The sequence below is a fragment of the Sphingomonas rustica genome, from assembly GCF_039652585.1.
GTDB classification, from domain to species: domain Bacteria; phylum Pseudomonadota; class Alphaproteobacteria; order Sphingomonadales; family Sphingomonadaceae; genus Sphingomonas; species Sphingomonas rustica.
The window spans coordinates 18,858-41,265 of the sequence record NZ_JBDIZK010000015.1 but is presented as its reverse complement, the minus strand read 5'-3'; the positions used below and the strand labels follow the sequence as shown (position 1 = coordinate 41,265).

Below are 22,408 nucleotides of genomic sequence, written 5' to 3'. Positions count from 1 at the left end.
AGATGTGCGATCCCCTGACGCTGACGGTGGCGGCGACTGCCGTGTCGGCAATCGGCACCGGCGCATCGAGCATCGCCGCCGCGCAGCAGGCGCGGTACCAGGCGGAGGTCGCCGACCGCAATGCGCGCATCGAGAATGATGCCGCGCGGGACTCGCTCGAGCGCGGGCGGATCGAGGACAAGAAGCTGCAGGAGCGAACCGCCCAGCTGATGGGTGAGCAGAATGCCGCGCTTGCCGCCAACGGCATCGATATCGCCTTTGGCAGCGCCGCCAATGTGCGCGGCGACGCGGCGGTGATCGGCCAGCAGGACGCGGCGACCTTGCGCGAGAATTCGATGCGCGAGACGCGCGGGTTCGAGATCAACGCCGCCAACTACCGCGCCAGTGCGCAGGCGTCGCGCCAGGCGGCAAGCGGCGCGCTGATCAACGGCGCGTTCCAGATCGGATCGACGATCCTGGGCGGGGCGATGCAGTATGACAAGCTGAACGCGGCGCGGAATCCCAAGATCGTCGGCAAGGCTGCTGGATCTGGTTCCAAGACTACGATGTCCACCCCGATCATCCGGGCCTGATCCCAGGGGCGCGGGTTGTGCAAAGCGATCCGCGAGCTGCCCGCTGACCGATAGGCCGAGGACATGGCACGAGTTCCGATCCTTCGGGAAAACACGGTAGCGCTGGCTCCGCTGAGCGGCGCGCGACTTCAACCTGCGAACAATGGCGGCGGCGCCCTGGGCGGCCTTGGCGCCGGGATGACGTCGCTAGGCGGCGCGATCGGCAAGGCAGCGGAGGTGCAGGATGAGATCGACCTGCAGAATGACGATCGCGGACGCCTGAAGGAGGCGAACGCGTATCAGACTGAAGTCCAGGAAAAGGTTGCCAAGTTCAAGGCACTTCGGGGCGACGCGGCGGTCGAGCAGCGCGAGACGCTGCTGAAGGAAATCGAGCAACTCCGCAGTGACCATGCCGAGCGGACGACGTCGCCTCGAATGCGCGCGATGTTTCTGGATACGATCGCGCCCTATGACCAGGTTCACCTGAACGACATCGAAGTGCACTCATTGGTGCAGATCGATGTCGCGCGAGGTGCAGGCCTCGACGGGCGGCTGAGGACCGCGTTCAACATGGGCGGCACTCATTGGGATGACCCCAACGCGCGTGAGGAAGCTCGAACCGCTGCCCAACAGACGCAGAACCATATACTCGATCGCGAGGGAATTCTGGACCCCGATGCGCGTGCCGCGCGTCTTCGCGAGATCGATTCGGCGTATGTGACGATGGTCGCGCTCGCGATGAGCGGCAAGGGTCGCATAACGGACGCGGAAGCTTATATTGCTGAAAACAAGAGTGTTTTTACGATAGACGATCTTCGCAAGATCGATGACGAACTGAAGCATCCACGCCAAAGACGTCAGGCTGAGGCCGACGTCACCGCGCTCATTCCTGCACTGCGTTTTGCGGAAGACCCGACTGCCAAACCCGGCAAGGGCAAGGGGGCGTTTAAGCTGCCCGAAATCGACCTGCATGATGCGGTCAGACGGATCGAGCTTGAGGCTGTCAAAGGGAAGTGGGAGCCGGAGCAAAAAGACGCCGCCCTGCAATATCTTTTCGGCCGGGTGGATGTTCAGCAGCGGGCGCTGAACCAAGGCTTTTCGCAGGCGCGAGACGACGCCTCGAAAAAGGTGAAGGCACGTGGAGCAAATTTCACCTCCGTCACGCAACTTGGGTCAACCGCAGCTGAGCTTTCCCCTGCTGATCTTCGCAGCTACGCGGCGCTCGCCAAAGCAAATGCGCGGGCGAACATGCAGCGCACCGGTGATCTGGACGCCGCGAGCAGGAAGTTCGCGAACCCTAATTATGCCTGGAGCTCGACGAACAAGGACGATGCCCGCGCCGTGGAAGCGGTGGTGGCAGTCCAAGGCGCGTCGCTGACCGCTGCGCTTCAGGTTTTCAACTCTACCGGTATCCTTGCAACGGCAGGAGTGAAGGCGCTTCGCGCGGGCCTTGAATCAAAAGATCGTGGCATGAGCAGCGAAGCAGCCGCGACGCTCGGGGGCATCTTGCGCCACAACCCAAAGGTGTTTCTCGGGATGGACGGTGCAGACCGCCCGGAACGCGTCGGTGTCCTGTTCAATCATTACCTCAACTTCGGGATCGATTCGGCAGACGCTGCTCGACGTGCTGTGGATGAGACCACGCCGGGATATCGCAGCAAATTGTCGATGCGCGGCCTGCCCATTTCGGTCCTTCGCGACTATTGGCGCGGGAAGGGCGCGCCGGAGGGCATGTTTCCGGGCGCGAAGTTTCATGACGAAGCGAGCAGGGCGCTGGCCGGGGACATCTATTTCGAGCTGTTCCGGAACGAGGTCGAGAAGGATACCGACCCTGAAGCTGCCTGGGCGGTGGCGGGAGAAAAGTTCCGGCAGATGTTCGGCGTCAGCGCAGGCGGCACCATCACTGCTTACCCGATCGAGCTGACATATGACCCGATCGATGGCGGACATGATTACGTGTTTCAGGACGCCATGAAAGCCGTGCGTGAGCTCAAGGGTCGGAAAGACAATCCCAGCAGGATCGTATTTCAGACGGTGTTGGGGGTGACCGATAGCGATTACCAATCAAGGCAGCCGGCGCGCTACCGGCTATACTATGCCTATGCTCGCAACGGTCATCTGATCTGGGAAGTAGCACCCCATTTCTGGCAGGCTGATCCCAACGCGGCGAGTAGAGCCAACGAGGCCAGCTTGCGAAAAGCGAAGGCTGCACAAACCGCTCTTTCGGACGGCCCAGTCGTGCCGACGTTCATTCCCTATCTCTAATTTTGATTGAGGCTGGAGGAAGCCATGCCGTTCGTGCCCGAAAAGCGCTCGCAGCTGACCATCGTTACGCCCCAGACTTTCAGCGTAGCCCGCCGACCCGGTGATCCGACCACAGGAGAGATTTTCGGCGCAGCCTTTCGCCGAGACAATCTGCTGTTCTCTGCCTGGCAGGGGCTCTATAATTTCGCGACCGCCGATCAACGCATCGATCCGAACTATGATGTCTGGAACGACATCAAGGGCACGAAATACGAGTCCGCATGGAAGATCTTCGCTCGTTCGGGCAATGCGCGCTATACCGCCGCTCTGAAGGCGCAATATGATCGCGAGATGGCCGATCGCGACATTCTGGCGCGAGGCGGCGCGATGGCGATGGGTGCGACGCTGATCGCCAACCTTGCAGACCCGACAATGCTGATCCCGGTCGGCGGCCAGGTGGTGAAGGGCGCGCGCGGAGTCTACACCATTCTCAAGGCAGGCGCCCGCACCGCGGCTGCAGGTGGGGTCAGCACCGCGGTTCAGGAAGCCGGTCTCCACGCCACTCAAGTCACGCGCACGTTTCAAGAGAGTGCGATTTCTGTCAGCGCTAGTGTCGTCCTGTCGGGGCTTCTCGGATCGTCGATCACTTATCTGTCGCGAAATGCCATAAATCAGGCCTCAGGCGGGATCCCACCGATCACGCCATCGGCCGGCCCGAATGGTCTCGATCCGCCACCGGCTTTCGGCCCCTTGAACCTGAGTGATCTCTCGGTGGACGGGGTCGCTGCGAACGAGCTTGCGCGCATAACACAGAAGTTAAGTCCCAATCTCCGTCTGAACTTCAGCGAGAGCGTTGTCGCGCGTGAGACCGGACAGCAGCTTTCGGAAAACGCAACCATTCAGACCATGCATGCGCAGGGACGTTCCCTTGGGCCTGCCGTCTCTCGATTTGCTACAATTCGACAGAACGACCTGACAGCACGCACCGTAACCGCGATCGACGACAATTACGCAGAGATGCGCAAGCTCGGCGGACAATTGACGCGCGACGACTTCAACGAGGCGGTGTCCACCGCGATGCGCAAGGGGGACCGCGCGCCCGATGCTCATGTCGCGCAGGCGGCACTCGCGCTGCGCAAGGTGATCGTCGAACTCAACGACGATGCTGCGCGGCTGGGCCTGTTGCACCCGCAAGCCGGGGAACAGATGGCAGAGAGCCTTCTTCCGCGGTTGTTCCGGCAAAAGATGCTGATCGAACAGGAAGGGCAGATCAAGCCGGTCTGGTACCAGGATGTGCACAACTGGGCGGACGGCCAGTATCGTCAGTCTGCGACGCGGTATCTCAATGAGGAGCGCGCTCTGGACGCCGAGGAGGCTCGATTACGGGTCGCGGAAGCCCAAGCGGGAGGAGGGTCGAGATCTCGACGCCCCGCATCCCCCGCCGGAGGACCGCGGCCGACGCGGAAATTCGCTGCAAAGTACGCGGCGCTGACGCGAAAGCGAGATGCGCTGCGCAGTGATTTCCGTACGCTGTGGGAGATCCGATCCGGTGCCGGTCGGCTTGACCCGTTCGACGCCGCGACCGCGCCAAACTTGCGAGACATGGCGGAGCGGTTTGTAGATCGGAACTACGAAGTGCTTACGGGGCGTGACTACGGCGCCAGCACGTCGGTTGCCCCCAGTTTCCAGACGCCCGTCCGTGTCGGGGGGCTGGAGGCCAATGCGCTGCCGGTATCTGACGACGTCCTTGTCCGTCAGGGAGTCCTGGAAACCGACGCGAGCGAGATTGTCTCGCGCTACATTCGGACGATGGCGGCGGACATCGAACTGACGCGTCGGTTTGGCGATCCAATGATGACCAGCGTACTCGCCAAGATTTCCGCGGACCACGCGCTTCTGAGGCAGGGAGTCACCGATCAGCGAGAGTTACGGCGGCTGAAGGCTCGTGAGGAGGCAGACCTGCGGGACATCGAGGCCGTGCGCGACCTGGTGCGTGGCACGTACAAGGCGGTGGAAAATGCCAGCACCTTCGGTCGCGTGGTTCGGACGCTTGGCCATTATGATTTCGTTCGGAAACTGGGAGGCACGGTCGAGTCGGCTCTCTCCACCATCTATCGACCTGCGATGACGCATGGCCTGTCTGCGTATATGGCAGACGGGCTCATCCCGCTGATGCGCAATGGACGCGGGATTCAGCTCAGCCTCGCTGAAGCGAAGCTGGCCGGGTTGGTTCTCGATCGGGTTTTGGCGCAGCGGATGTCGTCGTTGAGCAGCCTTGCCGACGAGATGGCCGCCGGCACGCCGATCGAGCGCCTGATCGAGAACATGGCGCGTGGTGGCACGCGGTGGAGCGGGATCACGCTGTGGAATGACGCCATCAAGGGGATGACCTCCATCCTGTCACAGAACATGATCCTGGCTGGAAAGCTCGATGCGCGAAAGCTGGCTTTTCTGGGGATCGATGCGAATATGGCGAAGACGATCCGGCGTCAGTTTGCCAGCCATGGCGAAACGATCGATGGCGTCCTCGTAGCAAGGACCGAGCGCTGGACGAATGCGGAGGCCGTGCGTGTCTTCCGCGCGGCGGTTGCCAAAGATGTTGATATGACCAACGTGACGCCTGGCGTCGGGGACTTGCCGCTGTTCATCCACACTCCGCTTGGAAAACTTATCGCGGAATTCCGGAGCGTCGCCTTGGCATCGCATCAGCAGGTGCTGCTGCGCGGAATGCAGGAGGGGCGCGCGCGTTTTATTTCCGGCATGGTCGGCATGTCGACGTTGGGAATGCTGACTGCCTATCTGAAGGCTCGCGGAGAAGGAGACGCGGCGTTTCACGAGTTTCAGGAAAAGGCGCGCAATCCTGGCTTCCTCATCGGCGAAGGGCTCGACAATTCAGGCATGTTTGCGCTCGCCTTCGACCTTGCCAACACAGCCGAGAAAGTGAGTGGCGGATATGCGGGTAGCGCATTCAATCCGTTCAAGACGCCTTTGGAAATGGCCGGGGCGAGAGTGAGTCCGGGAGCAACCGGCGTGGATCGCGGAAGGCCGACGCCACCGGAGGACGACCTGTCACGGATCGGCCCTGCAGGTGCTCTAGCAGGATCGGTCGTCGGAATGTTTGCCGATGACCTTCCGGTTGCCATTCAGGGCGCGGTCAACGAGTGGCGAGGATCGCCCGCCACATTGGGCGAAAAGCAGGCATGGCAGAAGCTAGTCCCGGCGGCATCATTCTATGGGCTTCGGGAGATTGCCCAGACTCTCAATGGCGATCTGCCCTATGGGCATTCGCATGGCGACGACGCTCTCGGATTCCCGTGGCAGGCTGGCGGATATGATTCGTCGCGGCCTCGTTCGGCCGGGGCACCGGCAAAGAGAGGAACTGCGGCGCGCTGATCCGCAGGTCGAACCTCGTTCACTTGCACGTCACCTGTCCGGAGAGGTCGCCACCGCCGTCAGCGACGCGCCGTAAACCCGCGCCATACCCACCAGCCGCCGAGCACGAACCACAGGACCGTGAGGGGGCCGAGGACCAGCGCCCAAAGGGCAAGGGTGATCCGTTCCGCCGCCGCATTGGCGCGAAGCTGCGCCGCGATGTGCCGGTCGATGCCTCGGTTCATCTCCTCTTCATGGTACGGGCGGCGGTTCGGCGTTGCGGCGACCTGGTCGACATAGGCCTGGTGCTGTTGAGCCTCCGTCAGGGCGGCGACCCTGCGCTGGTCATGGACATACAGAAATGCGCCCCAGCCCAGGAGCCATGGCGCGATGAGGATCACCAGCAGGCGCAGGATGCCCGGGCCGGCGGATCGGGCTGGGGCGGGGTTGGCGTCGGGGGATTGGTTCATGGTGTCGTGCTCGGGATCGGGTGGTGGTTCCGCAGAATGCGGTGGGTTCGGGCGTTAGCGCTCGAGCAGCGCCCGCACCTGGGCGGTGCGTCCTGGCTTGACCCACCGCGCCAGCTCCTCGTCGGGCATGGCGCGGACTTTCTCGCGTGAGGCGGCGGCCAGCGGCCCGGCCAGCAGCAGGTCGCTGCGGACCAGCGGGCCCAGCAGATGGGCGAGGTGAGCCGCGTCCTCAAGCGGCCGTCCCAGTTCGACCATGCTCCCCAGATCATCGTCGCAGGCGGCGTCGATCAGATCGTTCTGCAGGGACGGAATGGGGGCACGCGTCGGCGTGAGAAATTCGGGTGGGCGGCGGAGGGGCCTCGCGCTTGCTCCCGGCGGATAGGAGATGAACGCCAGGATGCGGTAAGTTCGCGCCCTGCAGTCGAAGGAGAAGGTCATCGTCTGCCAGGCGGAGTCGATCACCGGTGCGTCGGTGTTCACGGCGATGCGCACCCGTCGGTCGGTGTCGGGGCCGGAAATGCTATCCTGATCGAAATAATAGTGCAGGCTGGCGGCGCTGTGAGACCAGTACCAGTGACCGACAACCGCCCTCGACCAGTCTGTCGACTGTCCAGCGCGCGCGTCGACCGTTACCCCACCTGCTGCTGTCATCAGAACCGCGCCGGCGATCCATCCAATGTCGAACATCGCGCCTCATCCCCCCGATCTTCGCCTAGGGTACGAGCTTTTTGCGCCCGGCTCGACCCCTTCGGCGCCCAGACTGCTCGATAATGGCGAGATCCCTACGCAGTCGTCCCTTGTGCAAATCGCGCCTTGCGGGCCACGCATCCCATTAGCCCCGGTCCCGAAACAGCATCGGGAAGCAGCATGACCGTCTCCGTCACCAGCGTGATCGCCGGGCCCTTCGCACCCAATGGCGCGACCACCGATTTCGGCTTCGCCTTCAAGGCATTGTCCGCAGACGAGGTGCGGGTGTTCCGCGGGCCGCCCGACACCGGCCAGCTGGTCGACGCCGCGCTCTACACCGTGTCGATCGACCCCGATGTCGAGGGCGGGATCGTCCGCTTCGCCGCGGCGCCGGCGGCGGGATCGGGGGCGATCCATATCGTCTCGGCGCCTGCCTTCACCCAGGAAGCGGGCTTTTCCGGGGGCGAGACGCCGTTCACCCCGAGATCGGTCAACCGCCAGTTCGATCGCGCCGCGGTGCGATCGCTGGTGCTGAAGGAGCGAAGCGACCGCGCGCTGGTGGTGCCGCGCGGCGAGAGCGTGCCGCCGCTGCCTGCCGCCGCCGCGCGCGCGGGCAAGATCCTGTCGTTCGACGCGGCGGGCAAACCCGGCGTCGCCGGAATCGAAACCGCCGTGTCGCAGTTCCGCGCCGGCATCGCGACCGATCTGGCCTCGTCGCAGCTTGCGGCGACCATGGCGGCGAACAATGCCGCGCGGACCAACTCCGATCGGATCGCGGCCCAGGCGGCGCGGGCGAGCGCGGAGGCCTTTTCCGCTGCCGTCTCGGCCGGCGCGACCTGGCCCAGCATCGCCGCCGGCCTGGCAGCGACGGCGGAGGGCGGCAGCTTCTGGGTGCGGATCGGCGGGGCGGGCGTGATTGCGCGCCTCTATGCGAAGACCGGTGGCAATGCGGTGCTGGTCGGCGAGTTGCCCGGCACCGCCGCCGATGTGCTGGGCCGCAAGATCGCGCCAATGCAGCTTGCCCGCACGCGCCCGCCCGGCATCCGCCTGGCGCACCACCTCTACAAGCTGCGCTACGGCCTGACCGATCAGACGCGGATCCTGGTGTTCGGCGACAGCCTGACCACCAATTCCTGCGGCCAATGGGCCATCCAGCGGGTGCTCGGCCAGCATTATTCGAAGGAGCCGGTCTACAGCTTCAGCCCCGGCTCCTGGGTCGATTATCTGGGCTATGGCATCCCCAGCATGAGCTCGGCGGTGTCGATCGTGCCGGTCCTCGGCACCGCGTCCTATCGTCAGAAATACGACTATACTTACAGCTTCGACGGCTCGTTCGTCGAACATGTCGATGGCCAGCAATCGATCATGGGCCACCAGATCAACGGCGACACCGTCCTGATCCCGATCATCATCGAACCGGGCGCCGGCAGGGTAAAGATCGAATGCAGCACGCTCCAGGTCGCCAGTTCCACTGTCGGCTGGACCACGCCGACCGATGACGAGATCGTCAGCGCACACAGCCTGACCGGGGGCGAGCTGATCATCGATGCCAATGGCCCGCGCGGCCTCGCCACGGTCCGCCTGGAATTCGCGTCGATCAACTACCGCAGCATCCGCATCACCCATCTGTCGGGCAATGCGGTGCGCACCTTGTGGCCCAGCGTCCAGGTGCGCAACGCGGCGGCGATCAACTATTATCTGGTTGGCCAGTCGAGCAATGCCTGGTCGAACACCACCGACGCTTCGGTCCCGCTGATGGCGGGGCTGATCCGCGACTTCGCCCCCGACATCATCTGGCTGGTCAGCGACGACAAGGCCGCCGATTACCAGGCGATACTCCCCCGGCTGGAATCCGCGATCGGCCAGTCGGGCATGGCCAACCCGCCTGCGGTGATCCTCGAGCGCAATCCCTTCTATCGCAACGGACCGTTCGACGACCTGTCTCTGGCCGAGGCGACCGATGTCTGCTGGCAATTCGCGCAGAGCCGGCTCGACTGGGACGTGCTCGACCATATGGCGATCGTCGGCGGCTACAGCGCGGCGGTGAAGGCCGGGCTTGACGGCGACGGCATCCATTATGCCAGCCAGATCAGCGAGATGGGCGTCGACGCCTGGGCGAGCGCGCGCGGTTACTTCCCAACCCAGGTCCGCGCGACCGCCGGCACTGCCGACAGCCGTGCGGTCTTCGAAGCCATGACCCCGCGCCCGCTGACCGCCAATCAGATCCCGGCGATCCTGCTCGAAAATGGCGTGCACGACCTGCGGCACTCGACCTGGAGCGCGATCCGCACGGGAAGTGCTGCGGACATCGCGCCGACCGCGTCGAAGACGTTCCTAATGCAGACGGGGGCGGTCCCGAACTCGACGGTGGTGGCGTATATCAACGATCCGTCGCCGCCGTTCATGGTCGGCGGACCTTCGCGGGTCATAGGCATGATCGGAGGTTTGAAATCCCGCGTGCAGTTCATCGGTGCGTCGGATACCGGCTCTTTTCACCTGCTATTGGCCAACGACCGTCCATTCAATGCAGGATACGTCGGCGGCTTAACGGCGGGAGGTTTTGGGTTTGTGGTACGCAATAGGGTCGTGCGAGGTGTTTGTCGCATACCAAGCGGCATCTACGAAACTGAAGGAAGCTTCACATTACCTCTCTCCGCCTGGAGCGATTTGCTTATCGTAATACGTAAACATCGATCAGACCGTTTTTTTGCGGATCTAATTGAGTGGTATGTAGACGGTCTGATCCCGGGAGGATCTGGTCTTACGAAGCTTGGAGAAGCATTCCTTGACTGGAATATCGCGCAAGCTCAGTCATTTAGATTTGAAATGTCTAACGGCTCTTCGGGTCAAGACTATCGCATAAAAGTCGAGCCTCCTCGATTGGTATCAATGTACACTGAAGCATTGCTATGAGCCTGCCCGATTAAAATAATTTACTTATTTACGCGGTTACACATGCAATTTTAATTGAGAAGATCCAAGCTCTCGATTTAATATTCGGCCAAGCGGGCGTCTTTGAAATTCCTGATTGTAAGTAGCAAGCGCCACCCCTCACAGCTTCGTCCCACCCATCTTGTACGTCAGCTGCAGGTAGAAGCTGCGGCCCACGCCGTCGAACCACGAGATGTCGTAATAGGGATAGGACGAGTAGGTCGGGTCCTTGATCGGTTTCTGGTCGAACAGGTTGTTGACCGTGCCGGACAGGCGCAGGCGATCGGTGATGTTGTACTGGGCCGACAGGTTGAAGAGGTAGCTCGGCTTGATATAGCCCTCCTCCGCCCAATTGGGCAGGCGGCCCAGGCGCTGGCCGTTCAGGGTGGTGGTCAGGCGGCCATATTCCCAGGTCAGGCTGGCGGTGCCCTTTTCGTGCGGGATGTAATAGCCGCTGGCATAGTCGAGCTTGTCGATCACCGGATCGCCCGGATACTGGCGGATCGTGTGGTTGAAGACATAGGTATAGCCGGCCGCCAGCGAGAAGGTGCCGATACCCGCGGTCGGCAGGCGCAGATGCGCCGCGACGTCGATGCCGTCGGTGGTCTCCTCGGCGATGTTGATCGGGTTGATCCGCACGCCGCGCAACTCGCCGTCCAGCGCCCCGCCGACATAGCGGTCGACCCGCGCGATCGCGTCAATACAAGTGGGGGAGTTGCCGTCGACCGGCGATCCGCTGACCGTCTTGCCCTCCCGACAGTCGGCCTCGTCACGCAGCAACTGATCGATGCTCATATCGCGCACCTGATTGCCCATCTTCACCCGGAAATAATCGACCGAGACGTCGAACCGGCGTGACGGCTGGAACACGAAGCCAGCGTTGAGCGAGGTCGAGGTTTCCGGACGCAGGCGGCGGTTGCCGGTGCGTCGCGAAACGATGCCCTCGTCCGAGTAGGTGCAATCCGAGATGTCCTCGTCGGGAAACTCCTTCCGGCACAAATAATAGTCGGTGCCGCTGGGATGGGTGTTGCCCGGCCCGCGGAAGACATAGTTGAGGTCGGGCGCGCGGAAGCCGGTGCCATAGGCGCCGCGGATCAGCAGGCTGCTGGCCGGGCGGAACTCGGCGCCGACATTATAGGTGAACTTGCCGAAGCTGTTGCCGGCGAACGCGTAGCGGTCGTAGCGGCCGGCGCCCTCGACCGTCAGCATCGAGAACACCGGGATGCGAAGCTCGCCGCCCACGCCCCAATGCTGGCGGCGTCCGGCGCCGTCGGAATCGATCAGCCCGACATAATATTGCTCGAGCGCCAGCGGATCGGGCCGCAGGTCATAGCCCTGGTTGCCCGCCTCGACGACCGCGGCGAAGCCGACCGGTCCGGCGGGCAGTCGGAACAGCTCGGTCGTGTTGATCGTGGCGGAGGCGTTGTTGACCCAGGATTTGGGCCGGTAGATCGAATTGGTGGTGATCGAGCGATATTGCTCGACGGTCAGCGGGGTGTAGAGCCGGCTCACATCGGCGTTGAAGATCTCGTAGCCGCTGTCGGGATCGATCCCCTGCGGCCGGCCCAGGAAGAAGTCGTTCGCCTTCGAGATAACCACTTGGGGGAAGCTGACGCGCGAGCTGTACTCGGCATGGTTCAGCGCCACTTCGTAGGACCACGTGCCGGCAAAGCTGCCCTTCACGCCCGGCGTGATGTTGTAGCTGAACGACCGGTTGCGGGTGCGGCCGTTCTTCAGGCCGCCCATTTCCTCCGGCGTGAACTGGCGGCTCCAATTGTCGAGCTGGGTGCCGAACCCGGTCGCGTCGGGGGACAGATTGGGGTTGAAGAAGGTGCCTTCCTCGTTCCCGTCAGGCGAGACATAGGACCAGTTGAGCACGTCGCGGAACAGCTTGAGATCCGAATAGCTCGCCTGGATATCGGCGAAGAACTCGACGCTGTCGTTCAACGTATAGCCGATCGAGCCATAGCCACTGGCGGAGCGGCGATCGGAGATCATCGTGCCATAGGCGATCGATTCCTCGCTGCCGCAGAAATAGCCGGGGCCGCCGAACGTGCCGTAGCGCGGGCGCGCCGCATATTTGACCGTGCCGCCATTCAGGCCGCTCAACCCTGCGCAGACCGACGCGCCGGGATCGATATAGCCGGCGTCCTCATCGGTGCGCAGGAACGTGCGGCGTGCCACGCGCGAATTCTCGGTCGGGCCGTCTGCGGTCGAATCCTGGAACTTGCGCTGATATTGCCACAGCGGCCGCTGATCGAGCAGCTCGACGCCGACCACGCCGTGGAAATTGCCGGTTTCCCACCCGGTCGACAGCGACAGGCGCTGCGACGACCCGCCGCCATGTTCGGTAAAGCCGGCGCGGTAATCGATCCGGGTGCCGTCGGGCCTGGTCTTCAGCTGGAAGTTGATCACGCCGGCGATCGCGTCCGACCCGTAGATCGCCGATGCGCTGCCGCTCAGCACCTCGACCCGCTCGATCATGCCGACGGGAATGTTCGATATGTCGGTGAAATTGCTGTTGCCGTTGAAGGGCAGGGGGAAGTCGGCGATGCGCCGGCCGTTGACCAGCACCAGCGTGTGGTTCGGGCCCAGGCCGCGCAGGTCGACCTGCTGTGCGCCGGGCGTGAAGTCGGCGCCCGATGCGCTCTGCTGGCTCTGCGTCTCGCCGCCATTCTGGGTGATCGCGCGCAGCACGTCGGGCACGCTCTGGTATCCGTTGCGCAGGATATCCTGGTCGGTAATCGTCGTCACCGGCGCCGGGCCTTCGGACTGGACGCGCGGGATGCGCGATCCCAGCACGACGATCTGGCCCTCCTCCGCGGGCTCGTCCGCCGCGACCGGGGGCGCGGCCTCCTGAGCCTGTGCGACGTTCGCCACTGCCGTGAAGCTGATGCCCGCCAGCGCAAGCGCCGCGATCCTGCCGACCCGCATCTTCCGATTCCCCCGTTTATTGCTACCCGATGACATATTGACATAGCCTGCCGACAGAATGGAATAAGAAAAATGCGGATTGACGGTTCACCGCAATCAAATTGTTCGCCGGGCGGAAAAGGGGTTGGCGCGATGAAGGTTTTCAATCGGTTGCTGGCCGGGCTGATGCTGGCGCTCGCGTCGCTCGCCCTGGCAATGCCCGCGGCGCAGGCGAAGACGGCGGAAGGCTATACAAGGTACGAGATCGGCGACCTGAAGGCGAAGACGCCGGGCAGGACCGCGTTCGGCATGATGCTGATGGGCGGGGGCGAGTGGAGCCATGACGCATGGCGCTGGTTCCTCTCGCGAGCCGGCAATGGTCATCTCGTCATCCTGCGCGCCTCGGGCGGGGCGGATGCGGGCGAGGAGATCTTCCGCGACATCGGCGGCGTCGCCTCGGTCGAGACCTTCGTGTTCGACGATCGCAAGGCGGCGAGCGACCCGCGCGTCCTAGCCAGCCTCGCGCGGGCCGACGGCATCTTCCTGGCCGGCGGCGACCAGTCCAACTATGTCCGCTACTGGAAGGGGACGCCCGTCGCTGACGCGCTGAACGCGCATGTGGCGAAGCGGCGTCCGATCGCCGGAACCAGCGCCGGCCTCGCGATCCTGGGCGCGCAGGCCTATGGTGCGATGGACGGCGGCAGCGTCGACTCGCTCACCGCTTTGGCCGATCCGATGGGACCGGCGGTGACGATGGTCGGCGATTTCCTGAAGATGCCGTACATGGCGCACATCGTCACCGACACGCATTTCAACGCGCGCGACCGGCTGGGCCGGCTGATCGCTTTCGTCGCCCAGGTGCGCGCGAGCGGTGACGCGAAGGCCGTCGGCCTAGGCGTCGACGAGGAAAGCGCGCTGTGCGTCGAGAGTGACGGTAGTGCGAAGCTGTACAGCCGCAATGGCGGCCATGCCTGGCTGGTCGAGCCGGTCGGCAGGCCCGGCGCGGTCAAGGGAAAACCGCTCGACTGGGCGGCGGTGAAGGTCACAGGCGTCGGCAGCGACGGCGCGATCGACCTGAAGACGCTGAAGGTGACGAAGCCCGCTTTCTCCGGCACCGCGAAGGTCGTCGCGGGCCGGCTGACCGGCGCGCCGTTTCCGCCGAACGCGCGCTGGACCCTGGCCATCCATGGCGGCGCCGGTGTGATCGAGCGCGGCAGCCTGACGCCGCAGCAGGACCGCGACTATCGCGCCGGGCTGGACGCGGCGATGGCGGCGGGATCCAGGGTGCTGCGCGAAGGCGGGTCGAGCATGGACGCGGTCGAGGCGACGGTGCGCGTGCTGGAGGACAATCCGCTGTTCAACTCGGGCCGCGGCGCGGTGTTCGATGCGGAGGGCAAGAACCAGCTCGACGCCGCGATCATGGACGGCGCGACGCTGCGCGCCGGCGCAGTCGCGGGGGTCAGCCGGACGAAGAACCCGATCACCCTGGCGCGCACGGTGATGGAACGTTCGCGCCACGTGCTGCTGACCGGCCCGGGCGCAGACCAGTTCGCGCGCGAACAGGGCGTCGAACAGGTCGACCCGTCCTATTTCCGCACCGAGAAGCGCTGGAACGAATATCTCGAATGGAAGCGGACCAACACGACCGCCGGCATCGACCAGACGCACAAGTTCGGGACGGTCGGCGCGGTCGCGATGGACATGCGCGGCCACATCGCCGCCGCGACCTCGACCGGCGGCCTGACGGGCAAACGCTGGGGCCGGATCGGCGATTCGCCGATCATCGGGGCGGGCACCTATGCCGCCGACGGCGACTGCGCGGTGTCCGCCACCGGCACCGGCGAATATTTCATCCGCCAGAGCGCCGCGCGCCAGATCTGCGACCGGATCGCCTGGAAAGGCGAGAGCGTGAAGACCGCCGCCGATGCGACGATGGAGTCGATCGGCGACCTGGGCGGCGATGGCGGGCTGATCGCGATCGACGGCAAGGGCGAGGCCGCGTTCGCGATGAACAGCGAGGGGATGTATCGCGGGCTGGTGACCAGCACGGCGCCCGCGCGCACCGCAATCTATGCGGACGAGGCGCTGGTTGGCCCGCGCCGCTGATCCCGGCCCCCCGGTGCCCGGCGCGGCGCCGCCGCCTGCGGAAAAGCGCGGGCAGGATGCGTTCGACCTGCAGTTGCTGACGCTGCTGCGCGAGGATTCGCGCCGCCCCGTCTCCGATCTCGCCGCCGCGCTGGGCGTGTCGCGCGCGGGTGTCTATGCCGGGATCGACCGGCTGGAGCGCGACGGCACGATCGCCGGCTACACCGTCCGGCTGGGCGCCGATTACGACCGCCGCATGATCCGCGCGCATGTGATGATCAAGGTGCTGCCCAAGGTCACCGCCCGCACCCAGGAGGAACTGGCGGCGATGCCCGAGGTCACCGGCCTCTACGCGATCAGCGGCCAGTACGACTTCATCGCGCTGGTCGAGGCGCCGCACGTCAATCGCCTGAACGACCTGATCGACGCGATCGGCATGCTGGAAGGGGTGGAGAAGACGACCTCGTCGATCATCCTCGCGACGAAATTGCAGCGGTGAACCGCCCATTTCCTCCCCTGGATGCTGCGCATCCGGGGGAGGGGGACCATTCGCGCAGCGAATGGTGGAGGGGGTCCACCACGTCTGTTGCAGCCCCCTCCACCACGATGCTGCTCATCGCGGTCCCCCTCCCCCGGAGCCGCAGGCTCCTGGGGAGGAGAGGTGGTTGCGCTTCATCCTCCACACCCTTTAGGACCCCGCCATGACCACGCCCCTCCCACCGCTCGCCGGCCGCCGCGTCCTCGATCTCTCGCGCGTCCTCGCCGGGCCCTGGTGCACGATGGTCCTTGCCGATCTGGGTGCCGAGGTGACCAAGGTCGAGCATCCGCGCGGCGGCGACGACACGCGCCACTGGGGCCCGCCCTATACCGGCGGCGAGTCCGCCTATTATCTGTGCGCCAACCGCAACAAGCGGTCGATCGCGATCGACCTGTCGACCCCCGACGGCCAGCGCATCGTGCGCGAGATGGCGGCCGAGGCGGACGTGCTGGTCGAGAATTACAAGCTGGGCGGGCTCGACAAATATGGGCTCGACTATGCCTCGATCGCCGCGATCAACCCGCGCATCGTCTATTGCTCGGTCTCGGGCTATGGCCGCGCCTCGCCGATCGCCGAGCGGCCCGGCTATGACTATGTCATCCAGGCCGAGGGCGGGCTGATGGCGGTCACGGGCCCGGTAGACGGCGAGCCGATGAAGGTCGGCGTCGCGGTGACCGACCTGTTCACCGGCATGGCCGCGGCGCAGGCGATCCTGGCGGCGCTGATCGCGGTCGACCGCGACGGGCTGGGCCAGCATCTCGACATGGCGCTGTACGACAACCAGATCGCGATGATGGCCAATGTCGGCAGCGCCGCCCTGGTCTCGGGCAACGAACCGCGCCGCTTCGGCAACGGCCATCCGACGATCGTGCCATATCAGTTGTTCGACACCCAGGACGGGCAGGTCGTCGTCGCGGTCGGCAATGACGGCCAGTTCGCCGCCTTCGCCCGGCTGCTCGGCCGGCCCGACCTGATCGAGGACGAGCGCTTTGCCCGCAACTCCGCACGCGTGGGTAATCGCGATGCGCTGCTGGCACGGATCGTGCCACTGATGCGCGAACGGCCGACCGAATACTGGCTGCAGGGCCTGCGCGCCTCGGGCATCCCCGGCGGCGCCGTGCGCGGCGTGGCCGAGGCCCAGGCCGCGCCCGAGACGCTGGCCCGCGACATGATCGCCACCGTGCCGCACCCCACCGCAGGCGAGGTCAAGCTGGTCGCCTCGCCGCTCAAGCTGAGCCGCACGCCGGTGGTCGCCTCGGTCGCGCCCCCGCTGCTCGGGCAGCATAGCGACGACGTGCTGGCGGCGATGGGCTATGACGCCGGCGCGATCGCCGAGTTGCGCGCGAAGGGCGTGGTCGCCTGATTTCCGCCGGTCGCGGCATTCGAATCGCCTCTGCACCGAATCTCCACAGCGGTTGCGCAACGCCCTTCACATCGCAGTGCCATTGCCTCAGCCTCGATAGAACCGGAGGCACAGGATGATCCCCACCGTTCCGCAACCGCCGCGCAGCCTTGCTCGCCTGCGTATCCTCGGATGGAGCGCACTTGCCGCGCTGCTGGCCGCGCCGCTCGTCGCGACGCAGGTGACGCGCGAAGTCGCCTGGTCGCCCTTCGACTTCATCGTGGCCGCCGCGCTGCTCGCAGTGGTCGGCGCGGCTATGGAGATCGCCATCCGCGGTCGCCAGGGCGTCTCCTACCGCACCGCGGCCGCGATCGCGCTCGTTGGAAGCGTCGCGATGATCTGGGCCAATCTGGCGGTCGGTATCGTCGGGAGCGACACGAACCCGGCCAATCCGATGTTCGCGGCAATCCCCGCGCTGGGCCTCGCGATCGCACTTTTCGGCGGCTTCGGCGCGGCGAATCTGGCACGGGCGCTGGGTGCGATGGCGCTGGCTCAGCTTGCCGCAGGCAGTGTCGGGGTCGCAGCGTTCGACGCGCCGTGGCGCGAGATCGTGCCGTTCACGCTGATCTTCGCCGCGCTCTGGGTTGCTGGGGCGGCGTTGTTTCGGCGTGCGATCGGGGGCTGATCATCGCTCAGCGAAAGGTCGTCTCGAGCTCGTCTTCCGCTTCGCTCCGCGATCGCATCTCGCGCTCCAGCCGGACGCCGCGCCAGATGACAATCGCGCCGACGATCAGCGCGGCGATGCAATACCAGACCGGGTTGAACTGCGCGGCGAAGGCAATCGCCATCGACGTCACCCATGCCGCGAAAACCGACGCCGCCTTGCCCGCCACCGGCCGGTGCATGATCCGCATGAACAACAGATATTCCCACAGCAACTGGAGCAGATAGAGCAACAGGCACGCACCGACGATCGATCCCAGAACATAAGCCATGTTGGCTTCCCCTCGCTACGCCGCGGGTCCGGCGCGATTGCACGATAACCGAGGCGGCGCATCGCTCGCAATGTCGGTGGCGAGGGCGGCTCGGCCCGGCTGGTGATCGCGTCATCCTTGCTGATAAGGCAACCCTCGCCCCATCCGGGGTAGCGGGGGTAGCGTGTTCGAGGTCGCATTCATCCAGGAACAAGGCGCAGGTCGCCTCGACATCGAGGCGCGGATGGTGCGCGATGCCTGCCTGCGCCGCGATATCCCCGTCGAGCTGTTCACCCGAAAGCGCATCGCCCGGCGCCAGCTGCCGCTCGACCCGCGGAGTTATGTCTTCGGCGATGTCGATTGTGCGCAAGGTGCGATGCGTCAGCTCGGCATTCCGGTGCCAGCCCCGGATTACTATCCCGATATTCTCGAACCCTATCTGCATCGGCGGATCTGGAGCGAGCGGCTGGGCAACCTTCGGGATCGGATCATGGAGGGTGGCGAGCCCATCTTCGCCAAGCCGGCGCTGCGGCCGAAGCTGTTCACGGGCATGGTGTTTTCCGGTCCCGGCGATTTCTATTTCGCCAATGGAGCCAGCCGGAGCGAGCCGGTCTGGTGTTCCGAGATCGTGCGCTGGCGGTCGGAATATCGCGTCTATGTGATGGGCGGCCGGATCCTGTCGATCGATCATTATGACGGCGATCCGTCCGTCACCATCGACCGGGCGGTCGTCGAGCGGGCGGTCGTCGAGCGGGCGATCGCCGACCTGGCGGGATCGGGAAAGGCGCTGGCCGGCTACGGGATAGACTTCGGGGTGCTGGCAACGGGACAGACCGCGCTGGTCGAGGCAAATGAGGGATATGCGCTCGGAGCCTACGGCATCGACGGCGATCTCTATGCTGCGCTGACCTTCGCCCGGTGGCGCGAATTGCTCGGGACCATCACTGCATAACCTGTGTCGGCGGTGCGCCCGGCGCGGGCCCGCGTCCCGATCACCGTCTTCGCCCGATTGATGCTTTGGCGCTCTTCCGTGCACCCCGGACGGCTGATAGTGCCGCACATCCGCGTCGGGGCGGGACCAGTGGGGGAAGCGCGCAACGATGTCGCCATGGGCCAGCCAGACGCTGTTGCGCGGAACGCTGACGGCGGGCGTGCTGCTTGCCGTCTCGCCCGCCCATGGCCAGGCGCTGCCCGGATCGCTGCCCAGCCGCCAGCAGGTCGAGGCGCCGCGCGTGCCCGACTCGCCGCCGCCCTCCAGCCTGACCGTGCGCGACGATCGGCCGCGCCCGGCGCGCTGTGCCTTTGCCGGCTCTACCCTGTCGGTCGCGATTGATCGCCTGCGCTTCACCGCGGCCGATGGCGGGCCGCTGCCCGATCCGGTGCGAGCGGCGCTGGCGCAAATCCGGCCGACGCCCGGCCTTCAGCCGCTGGATCAGCTGTGCGCCCTGCGCGATGCGGCCGCGTCTGCGCTCGGGCGGCGAGGCTATGTCGCGGGGGTGACGATCCCGCCGCAGGAGATCGTCGATGGCGAGGCGCGGCTGAGCGTCGTGCTCGCCCGGCTGACCGAAATACGCATCACCGGCGATCCCGGCCCGCATGGCCGCACGCTGACCCGGCGCGCGCAGCGGCTGATCGGCCTGCCGGTGCTCGACACCGCGGAGATCGAAAGCGTCCTGATGGGCGCGAATGACGTGCCGGGATTGCAGGCGACCCTCGTGCTTGCCGCTGCCGGGACCGTCCCGGGCGAAGTGATCGGGGAACTCACCGTCACCCATATGCCTTGGCTGGTGGTCGCCAATGCGCAGAACAGCGGTGCGCGCGCGCTCGGCCGGGAGAGCGCGACGATCCGCGCCGAAATCTACGGGCTGACCGGTCATGCCGACCGCACCTATCTGGGGCTGTCCTCCACCTTCGACCTTCGCGAACAGCGCGTGGTCCAGATCGGCCACAGCATGGCGACCGATGGCGGCGCGACGTTGGGCGCGCGGTTCAGCTATGCCTGGTCGCGTCCCGATCTGGGCGGGCTGGACCTTCGCGCGCGATCGATGATCGCCGGGCTCGACCTGTCGGTGCCTCTCGCGCGCGGGGTTCGCGGCCGAAGCGAGATCGGCGGCGGCGTGGAACTGGTCGAGCAGCAGTTGCAGCTTGGCGGCGGCGATGTCGGCGGCAGCGTACCCGTGTCTCGCGACCGGCTTCGCGTCGCCTATTTGCGGATGGGGTTCGACCGGCGCGAGCCGCGGTTCAGCGGCATCGACCGCTGGTCGCTGTCGGGCTCGTTCGAGCTGCGCCAGGGCCTCGACCTGTTCGGCGCGACGCAGGGCGGTGTGGTGTCGGGCGACGGCTATGCGCCCAGTCGCTTCGACGCCAGCGCCACCGCGACCGTCGCGCGCGGCAGCATCGATGCGACGTTCAGCGCGGGTCCGGTGTTCAGCCTGTCGGTCCAGGCCCAGGGGCAATGGGCCAGCGGGCCGTTGTTCAGTTTCGAGGAATATGCCGTCGGCAATCTGACGATCGGCCGCGGCTATGACCCGGGGATCGCGGCGGGGGACGGCGCGCTCGCCTTTCGAATCGAACCGCGCGCCGACCTGCCCTGGGGGTCGCCGGCGGTGGTGCAGGCATTCGCCTTTCTCGACGCGGCGCAATTGTGGAATCGCGACGAACTGTCGGACGAAAGCGGCAACCGGCTCCGCTCGCTCGGCCTCGGGATCCGCGGCTGGCTGCCGGGGCGGCTGGCGGTCGAGGCGATCTACGCGCGCCCGCTCGATCCCGAGCTGCGTTTTCCCGGTGCCCGCCGGGCGGGTGATCGTCTATTGCTGTCGCTTACTGCGCAATTCGCGCCGCGCCGCTGAAGGAGGACGATCATGCCGAGACCCGCTGCCTACGTCCTGCGCCGACTGTGCCTCGTCGGCGCGCTCGGTGTGGCCACGCCGGCGCTGGCGCAGGGCGGGAGCGGCATCCCGGTACTGCCCGACATCGGCAACGTCACCGTACGTACCCCGACCGGCCCCGCCGCTCCCGTCATGACCGTCGGGCCGCCAGGTCAGGGCGGCGCGGAACTGGACATAAGCCTGAGAGACACGCGGACAGTCATCGACTGGCGCGGATCGGGATTCAACATCGGACCCCGCGACGCCGTCACCTTCCGCGATGGCCGGACCAGGGCGGACGGAGGATCGATCGCCGTGCTCAACCGGGATCTGTCGGGTCGGCCGTCGCTGCTTCGCGGGTTGCTTGGGTCGGACGCCAATGTTTCGGTGTGGCTGATGAACACGCGCGGCGTGCTCGTCGGGCCGGGTGCAACGATCCGTACCGGTGGCTTCGTCGCCACCGCGCGTGCGATGGATGAGGCCGATTTCCTCCAGGCTCCCGATGCCGGAAGCGTCGTCAATGGCGATGGTGCGGTCCGGCCAGGGGTGCAGCATGTCGCCGCCAGCGGGGCGGGCGGCATCATCGTCACGCCCGCCGGCACCAGCTTCTCGACCGGCACCGTTTCCCGCCTCGTGGCGCAGGATGCCGGCGCACCCGTCGAGGATGATGGCCCGCGCGAGGATGAAGTCTTCATCGGCGCGATCGACGCCGCTCCCGCGCCGGTGGGCGTCGTGGTGCAAAGCATGGCGGGCAGCCCGGTGCTGGTGGTGATGGCCGACGATCCCGCGACCGACGATGCGTCGCAGGGCGCGTTTGCCGGCCGTAACCCGATCCTGTCGGCGGCGCTGCTCGGGTCGACCGGCGAGCGGGGGGCGGCGCGCTTCGCCCCGATCACCGCGACGCGGGCGACCGCCACCAGCCGGGGCGTGATCCTGACCGCGGATCAGTGACCCTCAAACCAGCTTGCAGATATCCACCCACCGGGTCGACACCAGGTCCGCCAGCCGATCGGGCGCGATCTCGACCGAACTGGTCAGCGATCCGGCCGCGGGGAACACGCTGGCGAAGTCGCGCAGCGACACGTCGCAATAGACCGGGATTGGCGTCGCCAGCCCGAACGGGCACACGCCGCCCACCGGATGCCCGGTCAGCGCCAGCGCCTCGTCGGGGTTCAGCATGCGCGGGCGGCCGCCATACTCGGCCTTGGTCTTGGCATTGTCGATCCGCGCATCGCCGCGCGCCACCACCAGGAAGCTGTCCTCGCCGACCCGGAGCGCCAGCGTCTTGGCGATCCGCGCCGGCGCGACGCCCAGCGCGGCGGCTGCCTCCGCCACCGTGGCGGTGCTGACGCCGTGCTCGATCGGCTTCAGGTCGGGAGCATGCTGGTCCAGCCAGGCGTGCGCGGTCTCGATCGTCATGGCATCGGCGCTTAT

Annotated in this window: 16 protein-coding genes; 11 read left to right on the top strand and 5 right to left on the bottom strand. The window is 65.8% G+C overall.

The genetic code is table 11. The features are described from left to right. Positions 1 to 2: 2 nt before the first annotated feature. From TPR58_RS20470 to TPR58_RS20460, 3 genes are all read left to right on the top strand, one after another. Positions 3 to 572, top strand: a complete 570-nt coding sequence (locus TPR58_RS20470; protein WP_346248619.1) for a virion core protein, T7 gp14 family — start codon at positions 3 to 5, stop codon at positions 570 to 572. Between the two features lie 63 nt (positions 573 to 635). Further along, complete coding sequence (locus TPR58_RS20465) at positions 636 to 2,816, top strand: hypothetical protein (protein WP_346248618.1); 2,181 nt, start codon at positions 636 to 638, stop codon at positions 2,814 to 2,816. 24 nt (positions 2,817 to 2,840) lie between these two features. Beyond that, entirely contained in the window at positions 2,841 to 6,188 is a 3,348-nt protein-coding gene (locus tag TPR58_RS20460; protein WP_346248617.1) for a hypothetical protein, read from the top strand. Positions 6,189 to 6,247: 59 nt separating this feature from the next. On the opposite strand, the gene TPR58_RS20455 is transcribed toward TPR58_RS20460, so the two are convergent. Together TPR58_RS20455 and TPR58_RS20450 are read right to left on the bottom strand one after the other, a co-directional pair. Further along, positions 6,248 to 6,637 (bottom strand): hypothetical protein, encoded by a 390-nt coding sequence (locus tag TPR58_RS20455; protein WP_346248616.1) that lies wholly within the window; start codon positions 6,635 to 6,637, stop codon positions 6,248 to 6,250. A 54-nt stretch (positions 6,638 to 6,691) separates the two neighbouring features. After that, positions 6,692 to 7,324: a hypothetical protein gene (locus tag TPR58_RS20450; protein ID WP_346248614.1), complete on the bottom strand. Its 633-nt coding sequence runs from the start codon at positions 7,322 to 7,324 to the stop codon at positions 6,692 to 6,694. A 180-nt stretch (positions 7,325 to 7,504) separates the two neighbouring features. Here TPR58_RS20450 and TPR58_RS20445 point away from each other — a divergent pair, with 180 nt between their 5' ends. Further along, the gene (locus TPR58_RS20445; RefSeq protein ID WP_346248613.1) at positions 7,505 to 10,237 is read left to right on the top strand and encodes a hypothetical protein; all 2,733 of its coding nucleotides are present in this window, start codon (positions 7,505 to 7,507) and stop codon (positions 10,235 to 10,237) included. Between the two features lie 138 nt (positions 10,238 to 10,375). Here the strand turns inward: TPR58_RS20445 and TPR58_RS20440 are convergent, their stop codons facing one another. After that, positions 10,376 to 13,189 carry a TonB-dependent receptor plug domain-containing protein gene (locus TPR58_RS20440; protein ID WP_346248612.1) on the bottom strand — a complete coding sequence of 938 codons (2,814 nt, stop codon included), beginning with the start codon at positions 13,187 to 13,189 and terminating at the stop codon, positions 10,376 to 10,378. A 132-nt stretch (positions 13,190 to 13,321) separates the two neighbouring features. Between TPR58_RS20440 and TPR58_RS20435 the strand changes: the two genes are divergently transcribed. The 4 genes from TPR58_RS20435 to TPR58_RS20420 all read left to right on the top strand — a co-directional run bounded on the left by TPR58_RS20435 (position 13,322) and on the right by TPR58_RS20420 (position 17,818). Beyond that, on the top strand, positions 13,322 to 15,274 hold the full coding sequence (locus tag TPR58_RS20435; RefSeq protein ID WP_346248611.1) for an isoaspartyl peptidase/L-asparaginase: 1,953 nt from the start codon (positions 13,322 to 13,324) through the stop codon (positions 15,272 to 15,274). Further along, positions 15,258 to 15,752, top strand: a complete 495-nt coding sequence (locus TPR58_RS20430) for an Lrp/AsnC family transcriptional regulator (RefSeq protein WP_346248610.1) — start codon at positions 15,258 to 15,260, stop codon at positions 15,750 to 15,752. Before TPR58_RS20435 ends, TPR58_RS20430 begins: the two co-directional genes overlap by 17 nt. 202 nt (positions 15,753 to 15,954) lie before the next feature. Next, entirely contained in the window at positions 15,955 to 17,154 is a 1,200-nt protein-coding gene (locus TPR58_RS20425; RefSeq protein WP_346248609.1) for a CaiB/BaiF CoA transferase family protein, read from the top strand. 115 nt (positions 17,155 to 17,269) lie between these two features. Beyond that, complete coding sequence (locus TPR58_RS20420; protein WP_346248608.1) at positions 17,270 to 17,818, top strand: hypothetical protein; 549 nt, start codon at positions 17,270 to 17,272, stop codon at positions 17,816 to 17,818. Positions 17,819 to 17,825: 7 nt separating this feature from the next. Here TPR58_RS20420 and TPR58_RS20415 read toward each other — a convergent pair whose 3' ends face one another. Then, positions 17,826 to 18,128 carry a hypothetical protein gene (locus TPR58_RS20415; RefSeq protein ID WP_346248607.1) on the bottom strand — a complete coding sequence of 101 codons (303 nt, stop codon included), beginning with the start codon at positions 18,126 to 18,128 and terminating at the stop codon, positions 17,826 to 17,828. A 163-nt stretch (positions 18,129 to 18,291) separates the two neighbouring features. On the opposite strand from TPR58_RS20415, the gene TPR58_RS20410 reads away from it, so the two are divergent. The 3 genes from TPR58_RS20410 to TPR58_RS20400 all read left to right on the top strand — a co-directional run bounded on the left by TPR58_RS20410 (position 18,292) and on the right by TPR58_RS20400 (position 21,925). Beyond that, positions 18,292 to 19,059 carry an ATP-grasp domain-containing protein gene (locus TPR58_RS20410; protein ID WP_346248606.1) on the top strand — a complete coding sequence of 256 codons (768 nt, stop codon included), beginning with the start codon at positions 18,292 to 18,294 and terminating at the stop codon, positions 19,057 to 19,059. A gap of 148 nt (positions 19,060 to 19,207) precedes the next feature. Further along, on the top strand, positions 19,208 to 20,956 hold the full coding sequence (locus TPR58_RS20405; protein ID WP_346248605.1) for a ShlB/FhaC/HecB family hemolysin secretion/activation protein: 1,749 nt from the start codon (positions 19,208 to 19,210) through the stop codon (positions 20,954 to 20,956). A 12-nt stretch (positions 20,957 to 20,968) separates the two neighbouring features. After that, the gene (locus TPR58_RS20400) at positions 20,969 to 21,925 is read left to right on the top strand and encodes a filamentous hemagglutinin N-terminal domain-containing protein (protein WP_346248604.1); all 957 of its coding nucleotides are present in this window, start codon (positions 20,969 to 20,971) and stop codon (positions 21,923 to 21,925) included. A gap of 3 nt (positions 21,926 to 21,928) precedes the next feature. On the opposite strand, the gene TPR58_RS20395 is transcribed toward TPR58_RS20400, so the two are convergent. Next, positions 21,929 to 22,393, bottom strand: coding sequence for a YbaK/EbsC family protein (locus tag TPR58_RS20395; RefSeq protein ID WP_346248603.1), 465 nt, complete (start codon positions 22,391 to 22,393; stop codon positions 21,929 to 21,931). Between the last annotated feature and the right edge of the window lie 15 nt (positions 22,394 to 22,408).